Raw genomic sequence first — 10,766 nt, 5'->3', positions numbered from 1 at the left:
CTCCGCGTCCCTGCTGCTCATCCCCACCGCCCTGGCCTTCTACCTGATCCAGAACCCCGACACCCCCTACTGGCTGTTCCTGGTCCTGGGCGCCACCGCAGGCTTCGGCGGAGGCAACTTCTCCTCCTCCATGGCCAACATCAACCTCTACTTCCCCGAGAAGGAGAAGGGCTGGGCGCTCGGCCTGAACGCCGGCGGCGGCAACATCGGGGTCGCCACCGTCCAGCTCGTCGGCCTGGCCGTCATCGCCCTGTTCACCGCGAGCGCCGGACACCTCGTCCCGCTGTTCTACGCCCCCCTCATCCTCCTGGCCGTCTGGGTCGCCCTCCGGAGCATGAACAACCTCACCAGTGCCCGCACCGACGTCTCCGCCCAGATCGCCGCCACCCGCGACCGGCACTTCTGGATCATGTCCTTCCTCTACATCGGCACGTTCGGCTCCTTCATCGGCTTCGGGTTCGCCTTCGGCCTACTGCTCCAGAACCAGTTCGGCCTCCAACCCCTCCAGGCCGCCTCCGTCACCTTCCTCGGCCCCGCCATCGGCTCCCTCATCCGCCCCGTCGGCGGCACGATGGCCGACCGCCTCGGCGCGCCCGGGTCACCTTCTGGAACTTCATCGCGATGGTGCTCGCCACCAGCCTGGCCGTCGCCTCCATCCAGTTCGACAACCTGGCCCTGTTCATCGGCGTCTTCGCGGTCGTCTTCGTCCTCACCGGCATCGGCAACGGCTCCGTCTACAAGATGATCCCGTCCCTGTACGCGGCCAAGGCCCAGAGCGCCATCTCGGCGGGCACCCCGCCCGAGGAGGCCCACGCCTACAACAAGCGCGTCGCCAGCTCCATGCTCGGCCTCATCGGCGCCATGGGCGCCTTCGGCGGCGTCGCGATCAACCTCGTCTTCCGCGAGTCCTTCCGCGCCACCGAGTCGGCCGCCCCCGGACTCGTCGCCTTCCTGGCCTTCTACGCCGTGTGCGCCGCCGTCACCTACGCCGTCTACATGCGCACGCCCACCGCCGCCACCCCCGGCGCCCCGACCCCGGCCACCGGCACCACGGAGACCGTCGCACGATGACCCCAGGCCCGAGCACCACGACCCACTGCCCGTACTGCGCGCTCCAGTGCGCCATGCGCCTGGACACCGGACCGGACGGACGCCTGACCGCCCGCCCGGCGCCCTTCCCCACCAACCGGGGCGGGCTGTGCCGCAAGGGCTGGACCTCCACCGACGTCCTCACCGTCCCCGACCGCCTCACCCGACCCCTCATGCGCGAGGACCGGGAAGCCGAACTCACCGAGGTGGGCTGGGACACGGCGCTGGACTTCGTCGCCGCACGCCTGAACGCGCTGCGCGCCGAGTCCGGACCCGACACGGTCGCGGTGTTCGGCAGCGGTGGCCTGACCAACGAGAAGTCCTACACCCTGGGCAAGTTCGCCCGACTGGCGCTGGGCACCGCACAGATCGACTACAACGGCCGGTTCTGCATGTCCTCGGCCGCCGCCGGCGGCAACAGGGCCTTCGGCCTGGACCGGGGCATGCCCTTCCCCCTCACCGACGTGGCCGACGCCCAGGTCGTCCTCCTGGCGGGAGCCAACCCCGCCGAGACCATGCCGCCGATGATGGGACACCTGTCCGCACCGACCCTCATCGTCATCGACCCGCGCCGGTCGGGCACCGCCCGCGCCGCACTCGACGACGGGGGAGTGCACCTGGCCCCCCGCCCCGGCACCGACCTGGCCCTGGCCCTGGGCCTGCTGCACGCCGTCCACGTCCAGGGCTGGACCGACACCGACTACCTCGCGCCCGCACCCACGGCTTCGACGACGCCTGGCGGCACGCCGCCGCCTGGTGGCCCGAACGCACCGAACAGGTCACCGGAGTCCCCGCGGCCCGACTCCGCCAGGCCGCCGACCTGCTCGGCCGGGCCGCCCGCGACCGCTCCGCCTACATCCTGACGGGCCGCGGCACCGAACAGCACGCCAAGGGCACCGACACCGTCTCGGCCTGGATCAACCTCGCCCTCGCCCTGGGCCTGCCCGGCCGCCGCGGCTCCGGATACGGCTGCATCACCGGCCAGGGCAACGGCCAGGGCGGCCGCGAGCACGGCCAGAAGGCCGACCAACTCCCCGGCTACCGCCGCATCGACGACCCCGCCGCACGCGAGCACGTCGCCTCCGTGTGGGGCGTGGCCCCCCACACCCTGCCCGGCCCCGGCCGCAGCGCCTTCGAACTCCTCGACGCCCTGGGCGCCGACGGCGGCCCCCGCGCCATGCTCCTGTTCGGCTCCAACCCGGTCGTGTCCGCCCCCGACGCCGACCGCGTCCGCGACCGTCTGGCCTCCCTCGACCTGCTCGTGGCCGCCGACTTCGTCCTGTCCGAGACAGCCGCCCTGGCCGACGTGGTCCTGCCCGTCGCCCAGTGGGCCGAGGAGTCGGGCACCATGACCAACCTCGAAGGCCGCATCCTGCGCCGGGCCAAGGCCGTCGAACCTCCCGAGGGCGTGCGCACCGACCTGGAGGTCCTGGCCGACCTGGCCGTCCGCCTGGGACAGCCCGCCGCACGCTTTCCCACCGACCCCGACACCGTCCTGGCCGAACTCGGCCGCGCCAGCGCCGGGGGAGCGGCCGACTACTCCGGCGCCACCCCCCAGCGCCTGGCCGACGGCGAGGCCCTGTACTGGCCCGTGCGCGCCAACGGCGAACCCACACCCCGCCTGTTCCTGGACCGGTTCGCCCACCCTGACGGCCGCGCCCGCCTGGTCCCCGTCGCACACCGCCCACCCGCCGAGACCACCGACGAGGACTACCCGCTCATCGCCACCACCGGACGCCTCATGGGCCACTACCAGTCCGGAGCCCAGACCCGCCGCGTCCCCGAACTCACCGACGCCGAACCCGAGGCCTACGTCGAGGTCCACCCCGACACCGCAGCCCGCGCCGGACTCGCCCACGGCGACTGGGCCCGTCTGACCTCCCGCCGCGGCCGCACCCGCGCCCGGGTACGCCTCACCCCCGCAGCCCGCCTGGACACCGTGTTCGTGCCCTTCCACTTCGCCGGAGACCAGGCCGCCAACAACCTCACCAACCCCGCCCTGGACCCCACCAGCCGCATGCCCGAGTTCAAGGTCAGCGCGGTCCGCCTGGAACCCGAGCCCAGCCCGTGACACGTTCTGGCATTGCCCGCTCCCACCCGTACGACCCCGGCCAGCGCCGCCCGGGACACCACACCACCACCAGGAGGCCGCAGATGAGCACCGCGCAGGGACCCGCCCCGCGTCAGATCGTGGTCGTCGGCAACGGGATGGTCGGCGCCCGCTTCGCCGAGGAGGTCGCCCGCCTGGACCCGGCCGGCGAACACGTCCACGTCACCGTCGTGGGCGAGGAGGACCAGGCCGCCTACAACCGGGTGCTGCTCTCCGGCGTGGTCGCCGGCTCCTACACCCCCGACCAGATCCGCCTGCCCGTCCCCGACACCCCCGGCGTCACCGTCCGCACCGGCGTGGCCGCCACGGCCCTGGACACCCGACGCCGCCGCCTCACCCTCGACGACGGCACCGGCCTGGCCTACGACGAACTCATCCTGGCCACCGGAGCCCGCGCCGCCTTCCCGCCCGTCACCGGCGTGGCCGCCCCCGACGGCGGACCGGGCGAGGGCGTCACCGCACTGCGCGACCTGGCCGACTGCCGACGCGTGCTGTCCCTGACCCGCCCCGGCGCGCCCGTCGTCGTCCTGGGCGGCGGCGTGCTGGGCCTGGAGGCGGCCCGCGGACTGGTCGGCCGCGGCATGCGCGTGTCGGTCGTTGAGTCCTCGCCCTGGATCATGCGCCGCCAGATCGACCAGCCCGCCGCCCGCATACTCGCCGCCCGATACGCCGCCCTCGGCGTCACCGTGCACTCCTGGCGGGTGGCCTCCCGCTGGATCCCCGGCACCGGCCTGGAACTGGACGACGGGCGCGTCCTGCCCGGGGACGCGCTCGTGGTCACCGCCGGGGTGCGCGGCAACACCGAACTGGCCAAGGACGCGGGGATCGAGGTCGAGCACGGCGTCATCGTCGACGACGCCCTCACCACCTCCGACGCGCGCGTGCACGCCATCGGCGACTGCGCCCAGCACCCCGGAGGCGGGTCCGGACTGGTCCAACCCGGCTGGGACCAGGCGGCCGTGCTCGCCCAGCGGCTCACCGGGACCGCGCCGCACGCCGTCTACAGCGGCTCCAGCCCGCTGACCCGCCTCAAGGCCGAGGGGATCGAACTGACCGCCTTCGGCCGGGTCCACGACGACGAGGAGGAGGCCGAGGGCCTGGAGACGGTGACCGTCAGCGACCCGCACGGCGGCCGCTACGCCAAGCTCGTGGTCAGCGCCGAGCGCGTGGTCGGCGCCGTCCTGCTGGGCTTTCCCGAGGCGGCGGCGACCGTGTCCCAGCTCTTCGACACCGGCGCGCCCGTGCCCGCCGACCGCCTCGCCCTGGTCCAGGGCCTGCCCGTGGCAGCGCCCGAGACAGGGGCCGAGACCGGCCAGCAGGCCCTGGTGTGCCGGTGCAACGCCGTCACCCGCGAGACCATCGAACAGGCCTGGCTGGACGGGGCCCGCACCCGCCAGGCCATCGCCGACGCCACCCGCGCCACCACCGGGTGCGGCGGGTGCGTGCGCGACGTCAACGCCCTGCTGTCCGGCCTCGGCGACACCGACCCCGCCAGCGTCGGCTGACCCGGTGGGCGCGCACGCCGTGCAGCCGTGGCGGCGGGCGCACCACCATCCCCGCCGCTACTGGCCGACCCGGCCGTCGATGCGCTCGCGCAACAGGTCGGCGTGCCCGTTGTGGCGCGCGTACTCCTCCACCATGTGCACCAGCACCTCACGTAGCGACATACGACCGTGCCGCTGGATCTCGAAGGTCGCACCCAGCGACGCCGTACGGGCCACGAAGTCGTCGGTGAAGGCCACCTCCTCACGCCAGAGCCGCCAGGCCTCCTGCACGACCTTCGGGTCGGCGACCGCCCCGTCGAAATCGGCGTCGGGCTCCTGGCGGGTGCAGAACAGCGCAGGCGCGTCCAGGCCCGACAACCGCCGCCGGAACCAGTTCCGCTCCACCTCCGCCATGTGGCGCACCAGCCCCAGCAGCGACATCGTGGACGGCTCCACCGCCCGGCCGCGTCCAGGGCGGCCCGCCGCGAGGCGAGGTGGCCGCGCTGACGGGCGTGCGCGCGGCCGTGGCGACAGCCGGACTGCTGCTCCTGGCCACCCCGCTCCTGCTCCCGTGGAACGACCACGCCGCGAGCACCGAACACCCCGCCGACGAACTCCCTCCCGACTAGCGCACGGCCACCGCCACCACCGCGCACACCAACGCCGCCGCAGACGCCCAGCCGCGCACGTGGTTCCAGCGCACCCACGCCGACTCGAAAGCTCCCCGAACCGCGGCCGGGTCGGCGATGTCCTCGGCCGCGCCCGCCGCCTCCAGCGCGTCGTTGCGCGGGACGTTGGCCGCGAACGTCACCACCAGGGCCGCCACCAGCCCCGCCGCGGCAGCCGACGCCCACCCGGCAGCGACCCACGCCCCCGCTGCGGCGTACAGCACCACCGTGGCCAGCGCCGCCACCGCGCCCGCGAACACCAGGGCGAACAGCGGATTGAGGATCGCCGCGTTGACGCCCCGCATCGTCGCGATCATCGCCCGGTCGCCCACACGCCGCAGCCCCGGCATCACCGCCACCGAGAACGCGAAGAACAGACCGGCGAACAAACCGGTCAACACCACCGACACCACCGACACCACCGACACCACCGGCACGATCACGAGCACCGCCTCGACCATCGCTCACCCCACCAACCCGTCGCCCGTCCGCGGTTTCGCGCGCAGAATACCGGCCCGCCCCCGCCGCGCCCCTCCCACCCCAGGTCGACGCACCCCCGAGGTAAGCACAATGTCCACTCCCAACGCCCTTGACGCCGGATCCGTATGACGGCACCCCCTTTTCGCCGGCGGCGTGTCGCTATACCGTTCGGTAGGTGTGCTCCCTCCCGCTCGTCGGACGCGCCCGGGAACGACGGCAGATGCGCACGGCGGCAGACCCCGGACACCTCGTCCTCGTGGCCGGGGCCGCCGGATCGGGAAAGTCCCGTCTGGTCCACGAACTGCACGAGGCGGCCGACACCACCGTCCTGACCGGCAACTGCCCGCCCCGGGCCGAACCGTTCCCGCTCGCCCCCGTCATCGAAGCCCTCCGCGACGCACCGATCCCCGACGGGCTCAGCCCGTTGTGCGGAGCCCTGCGCCCCCTCATCCCCGAACACGGCGACCGCCTGCCCGCGCCCCTGCCCCCGGCCGCCACGGTCGCGACGACCACCACCGCACCTACCGCGCCTTCACCGAACTCCTGGACGCCCTGGGGCCGACCGTCCTGGTCCTGGAGGACGTGCAGTGGATCGACCCCACCACCCACGACCTGCTGCACTACCTCACCCCCCGTCTCCCCGGCCACCCTCTCCCTCGTCCTGACCTACCGGCCCGAGGAGCTGCCCCGTTCCTTCCCCGTGGCCGCCCTGGCCGCCCACGCCCCCTCCAGCACCACCCACCACGAACTCACCCTCGACCCCCTCACCCCCGGCGACCTGCTCATCCTCGCCCGTGACCTGTTGGACCCCCACCCCCGGTCGACCCCGAGGACGCCCACCGCCTGCACCGCCTGGACCGGCGGCCAACCCCTGGCCGCGTGGAGACCCTGCGCCACCTGGCCGCCGGCCCGCCCACCGAACCCGTCATCCCCGCCGCACCCCCCGTCCCCACCCCCCTACCGCGACTGGTGGCTGCACCGCCTGCGCGCCGTGGACCGCGACACCCGCCGCGTGCTGCGCGCCGCCGCCGTCCTGGACGCCCCCTCCCACGAGGCCACCTGGCCCGCGTCGCCGGCCTGGCCCCGCACCGCGCCGAGAAGGCCCTGGCCCGCGCCTGCCGGCGCGACCTGCTGCACACCACCGACCCCGCCACCCTGACCGTGTCCACCCCGCTCCTGCGCCAGGTGTGCTACTCCGCCCTGGCCCGTGACAACGCCGCCGCCTGCACCGCGCCGCCCTGACCGTCCTGGCCGAGACCCCCGACCCCGACCACGCCCGTCTGGCCCGACACGCCCGCGAGGCCGGACTGCTGGACGCCTGGACCGACCACGCCGAGCGCGCCGCCGACCTCGCCCTGGCCCACGGCGAGGACAGCACCGCCCTCACCCTGCTCCGCGACGCCCTGACCCGCCAGAGCCTGCCCGCGCGCCGCCGCTGCGAACTGGCCCTCAAACTCGGCCGGGCCGCCCTCACCGGCATCAGCGCCGAACACACCGTCGACCTGCTGCGCGACGTGCTCACCACCCCGGGCCTGAGCGTCGCCGAACGCGGCGAACTGCGCATGGAACTGGGCCTGCTCCTGCTCAACCAGGCCGCCCAGGGCCGCACCGCGCGCGGCGAACTCGTGCGCGCCACCACCGAACTGTCCACCCGACCCGACCTGGCCGCCCGCGCCATGTGCGCGCTGGCCGTGCCCCGCGACACCTCCGACTCCGTCGACACCCACCGCCGGTGGATGGAACGGGCCGTGGCCGCCGCCGACCGCAGCCAGGACCCCGTCGTCGGCCAGATCGTCGCGGTCAACCACGCCACCCTGCTCGCCCAGATCGGCGACCCCGGCGCCTGGCGGATCGCACTGCCCGACCCCGGGCCCACCCACGCCCATCCCACCCCCGACACCCTGGCGCGACGCCGCGAGTTCGCCCGAGCCTCCCTCAACCTCGCCGACGCCGCGTCATGCTCGGCCACTACGACCGCGCCGACGACCACCTGGACCACGCCACGCACTGGTCGGTCGCCGCCGACGCCCCCTACGTGCGGGAGAGCGCCCACACCCTGCGCCTGGTGCTGGACTGGGTGCGCGGCAAGTGGCCCGGGCTGGCCGAGGAGACCGAACGCAATCTGCGATCCCCGCGCCTGGCCCACCTGCACGCGGTCACCGCCGAACTCACCGTCGTGCGCGCGGGCCTGGCCCTGGCCCAGGGCGACCCGGCCACCACCCAGACCCTGCTGGCACGCGTCCACCCCGATCCCCAAGCGCCGCGCCCCACTCCCGACCACACCGTGCCCGTGCGCGCGCTGGCCGCCGGACTCCTGGCGCGCCTGGCCACCGCCCAGGGCGACCACGCGGCCGCATGGCAGCGGGTCGAGGCACTGGTGTCCCTGGTGGCCAGCAAGGGGATCTGGGTGTGGGCCGCCGAGCTGGTCCCCGGAATGGAGGCGTTGCTGGACAGCGGGCGGCGCGCCGTGGCCCGGGACCTGCGCGCCCGGTTCCGCGCGGGGTTGCGCGACGCCCACGCCCCGGCCGCAGAGGCGGCCCTGACCCGCTTCGAGGCCGCCATCGCCCGCCACCGCGGCCACGTCGACCGGGCGTTGCACCTGTACGCCGAGGCCGAGACCGCCTACCGGGCGATGTCGCGCCCCTACGACGCCGCCCAGGCCCGTGAGGCGGCCGCACGTACCCGCCTGGCCCGCCCCGACCACCGGGAAGCCGTACCGGCCGGTGTGGAGGGTCTGCGCGCGGCTCTGGCCGACTACACGGGGCTCGGCGCCGCATGGGACTCCGCGCGGGTGCGCCGGGCCCTGCGCGCCCAGGGGGTGGTCGCCGTGGCGGGGGCCGGGCGCGGCCGCAGGGACCAGCGGCTGTCGCCGCGCGAGAGCGAGATCGCGGCCCTGGCGGCCCAGGGGCGCACCAACCGGGAGATCGCGGCGCTGCTGCACCTGTCCCCGCGCACGGTGGAGACCCACGTGGCCAACGCTCTGGCCAAACTCGGTCTGCGCTCGCGGCGCGACCTGTCAGGGCCCTCGAATCCGTCCGCTACGTAGCACCCCGATTACTTCTTAACTACGTAGTAAATACGTATTGTTCGGCCACGCCCCGCCACGGACCATGACACATGGGTGGCCACCCCACCCACGCATCCCCCATCGAAGGGTTCCCCCACATGCGCAAGATCGGCGCCGCGATCGCGGCCGCGTGGTGCTGCCGTTCCTGGCAGCCTCGCCGGCCGCCGCCGAACCGGAGATCCCCGCGTTCCTGGACACGACCGACCCCACCGAACGCACCTACATCGTCGTCCTCGACGACGCCGCCGACCCCGAGGAGGTCGCCCAGCGCAACGGCGACGACCCCAACGGCGTCTACGAGCACGCCCTGACCGGCTACGCGGCGGACATGACCGCCGCCGAGGCCGCCGACCTGCTCTTGGACCCCGACGTGGCCTACGTCCAGGAGGACCAGGTCCTGGAGGCGTTCGACCAGGACACCCCCACCGGAATCTCCCGCACCTTCGCCCCTGACAACCCCAACCTGGACATCAACGGACAGCCCGACTACGTCCCCGACGTGGCCATCGCCGTCCTGGACACCGGCGTCGACGGGTCCCACCCCGACCTCAACGTCGTCGACTCGGTGAACTGCACCAGCGGCACGTGCGTGTCCAACACCGCCAGCGACGGCAACGGTCACGGCACCCACGTCGCCGGCAGCGCCGCCGCCATCGACGACGACCAGGGCGTCGTCGGCATGGCTCCCGGGGCCGACATCTGGAACGTGCAGGTCCTGAGCTCCGCGGGCACCGGCTCCCTGGCGGGCATCGCCGCGGGCGTGGACTACGTCACCGCCAACGCCGACCAGATCGCCGTGGCCAACATGAGCCTGGGCTGCAACGGCTGCAGGGACCAGGCCCTGAGCCAGGCCATCACCAGCGCCGTCGACGCCGGCGTGGCCTGGGCCGTCGCCGCGGGCAACAGCGCGGTCAACGGCGCCAACTTCTTCCCCGCCAACCACCCCGACGTGCTCACCGTCTCCTCCTTGGCCGACTCCGACGGCCAGCCCGGAGGCAACGGCGGCCGCCTGAGCTGCCGCGGTGACTCCGACGACACCCTGTCGACGTTCTCCAACTACGGCTCCGTCATCGAGATCGCCGCCCCCGGCTCCTGCATCACCTCCACCTGGCCCGGCGGCGGCTACAACACCATCAGCGGCACCTCCATGGCCTCCCCGCACGCCGCGGGCGGCCTGGCCCTGCTGGCCGCCGGCGACGCCAGGCCCTCCGACCGCGCAGGCGTCATGGCCATCTACCAGACCCTGACCGACGCGGGCAACCACGACTGGAACGACACCTCCGGCGACGGGATCCACGAGCCGCTCCTGGACGTGAGCGACCCCGACGTCTTCCCCGGCGGCGGCACCACCCCGCCCGACGGCCCCGTGGCCTCCATCTCGCACTCCTGCGACGACACCACCCTGACCTGCTCCTTCGACGGGTCCGCATCCGCCGGCGAGATCACCGACTACGCCTGGGACTTCGGTGACGGCGCCACCGGCAGCGGCGCCACCACCACCCACGCCTACGCCAGCCAGGACACCTACACCGTCACCCTGACCGTCACCGACGACACCGGCGCCACCAACTCCGACACCGTGAGGTGACGGTGGGCGCTCCGGACCACACCGCGCCGACCGCCGACTTCAGCGGCTCCTGCTACCCGTGGTTCTACCTGTGCAGCCTGGACGCCTCCGGGTCCAGCGCCGGGGACGCGCCGATCGTCTCCTACGGCTGGAACTTCGGCGACGGCACCACCGGCACCGGCCGCACCACCTGGCACTTCTAGACCAGGTCTTCGGTCTCGACCCCGCGCCCGCCATCGCCATCGGCGTCGGCATCGTCGTCCTGTACACCGTGCTGGGCGGATTCCTCGCGGTCTCCTAC

General features: G+C 74.0%; 9 protein-coding genes and 3 pseudogenes. 9 read left to right on the top strand and 3 right to left on the bottom strand.

Annotated elements, in window-relative coordinates; all coding sequences use genetic code 11:
- From BJF83_RS23815 to BJF83_RS23805, 3 genes and pseudogenes are all read left to right on the top strand, one after another.
- Positions 1–1,071: pseudogene (locus BJF83_RS23815) on the top strand (MFS transporter); the annotation flags it as partial.
- Positions 1,068–3,160: pseudogene (locus BJF83_RS23810) on the top strand (molybdopterin oxidoreductase family protein). The pseudogenes BJF83_RS23815 and BJF83_RS23810, both read left to right, overlap by 4 nt.
- 83 nt (positions 3,161–3,243) lie before the next feature.
- Positions 3,244–4,704, top strand: a complete 1,461-nt coding sequence (locus BJF83_RS23805; protein ID WP_075928080.1) for an FAD-dependent oxidoreductase — start codon at positions 3,244–3,246, stop codon at positions 4,702–4,704.
- Positions 4,705–4,761: 57 nt separating this feature from the next.
- On the opposite strand, the gene BJF83_RS23800 is transcribed toward BJF83_RS23805, so the two are convergent.
- A complete protein-coding gene (locus BJF83_RS23800; protein ID WP_262391822.1) occupies positions 4,762–5,139 on the bottom strand; it encodes a DinB family protein in 378 nt (125 codons plus the stop codon).
- A gap of 38 nt (positions 5,140–5,177) precedes the next feature.
- Here BJF83_RS23800 and BJF83_RS30010 point away from each other — a divergent pair, with 38 nt between their 5' ends.
- Entirely contained in the window at positions 5,178–5,312 is a 135-nt protein-coding gene (locus BJF83_RS30010; RefSeq protein ID WP_262391821.1) for a hypothetical protein, read from the top strand.
- Here the strand turns inward: BJF83_RS30010 and BJF83_RS23795 are convergent.
- Complete coding sequence (locus BJF83_RS23795; protein ID WP_075928079.1) at positions 5,309–5,812, bottom strand: DUF1772 domain-containing protein; 504 nt, start codon at positions 5,810–5,812, stop codon at positions 5,309–5,311. The two genes, BJF83_RS30010 and BJF83_RS23795, sit on opposite strands and share 4 nt — an antisense overlap.
- A gap of 194 nt (positions 5,813–6,006) precedes the next feature.
- Here BJF83_RS23795 and BJF83_RS30005 point away from each other — a divergent pair, with 194 nt between their 5' ends.
- Positions 6,007–6,990 (top strand): AAA family ATPase, encoded by a 984-nt coding sequence (locus tag BJF83_RS30005; protein WP_075928078.1) that lies wholly within the window; start codon positions 6,007–6,009, stop codon positions 6,988–6,990.
- A gap of 31 nt (positions 6,991–7,021) precedes the next feature.
- Here the strand turns inward: BJF83_RS30005 and BJF83_RS30000 are convergent, their stop codons facing one another.
- Positions 7,022–7,639 (bottom strand): hypothetical protein, encoded by a 618-nt coding sequence (locus BJF83_RS30000; RefSeq protein WP_262391820.1) that lies wholly within the window; start codon positions 7,637–7,639, stop codon positions 7,022–7,024.
- Positions 7,640–7,788: 149 nt separating this feature from the next.
- Here BJF83_RS30000 and BJF83_RS29995 point away from each other — a divergent pair, with 149 nt between their 5' ends.
- The 4 genes and pseudogenes from BJF83_RS29995 to BJF83_RS31355 all read left to right on the top strand — a co-directional run.
- Positions 7,789–8,877: a helix-turn-helix transcriptional regulator gene (locus BJF83_RS29995; protein ID WP_075928076.1), complete on the top strand. Its 1,089-nt coding sequence runs from the start codon at positions 7,789–7,791 to the stop codon at positions 8,875–8,877.
- Between the two features lie 151 nt (positions 8,878–9,028).
- Positions 9,029–10,486: a S8 family serine peptidase gene (locus tag BJF83_RS23775; protein WP_262391819.1), complete on the top strand. Its 1,458-nt coding sequence runs from the start codon at positions 9,029–9,031 to the stop codon at positions 10,484–10,486.
- Complete coding sequence (locus BJF83_RS29990; RefSeq protein WP_394329379.1) at positions 10,483–10,668, top strand: PKD domain-containing protein; 186 nt, start codon at positions 10,483–10,485, stop codon at positions 10,666–10,668. The genes BJF83_RS23775 and BJF83_RS29990 overlap by 4 nt, the downstream gene beginning before the upstream one ends.
- Positions 10,659–10,766: pseudogene (locus BJF83_RS31355) on the top strand (hypothetical protein); the annotation flags it as partial. The gene BJF83_RS29990 and the pseudogene BJF83_RS31355, both read left to right, overlap by 10 nt.

The organism is Nocardiopsis sp. CNR-923 (assembly GCF_001942255.1).
In the GTDB taxonomy this organism is placed as follows: Bacteria; Actinomycetota; Actinomycetes; order Streptosporangiales; family Streptosporangiaceae; genus Nocardiopsis.
Note: the sequence above shows the minus strand (reverse complement) of the source record. Positions and strands in the feature narration are given on the sequence as shown.

Bases quoted from the DNA above. Each gene is read 5' to 3' on its own strand.
- BJF83_RS23805 (WP_075928080.1), top strand. From the start codon at position 3,244: ATGAGCACCGCGCAGGGACCCGCCCCGCGTCAGATCGTGGTCGTCGGC.
- BJF83_RS23795 (WP_075928079.1), bottom strand. From the start codon at position 5,812: ATGGTCGAGGCGGTGCTCGTGATCGTGCCGGTGGTGTCGGTGGTGTCG.
- BJF83_RS29995 (WP_075928076.1), top strand. From the start codon at position 7,789: ATGCTCGGCCACTACGACCGCGCCGACGACCACCTGGACCACGCCACG.